The organism is Bradyrhizobium sp. MI1.11 (genome assembly GCF_055811255.1).
Map to the genome: position 1 here is coordinate 1 of NZ_JBVVPM010000078.1, position 292 is coordinate 292.

Genomic DNA, 292 nt, shown 5'->3' on the forward strand with positions numbered 1-292 from the left:
TGGGGGTTTTGCGTCTGGTTTTTTTTCCCCCCCCCCTCGGGGCCGCCCACACACACCCTTGGCGTCGCCGGTTTACCCGGGCCGACCCAGTACACCGCGGCTTCTCGGTTCAAATCACATCCGTCTCTGGAATACTGGATCGCCCGATTAAATCGGGCGATGACAGCGAGTATGTGGCGCGCAGCTCCATCTCCATCGTGGGGGGGGGGGGGGGGCGCGGCCCCCCCAAAAACCCAATAAAAAAAAAAAAACAAAAAAACCCCCCCCGGAAATAAGAAAGGGGGGTTTTTGG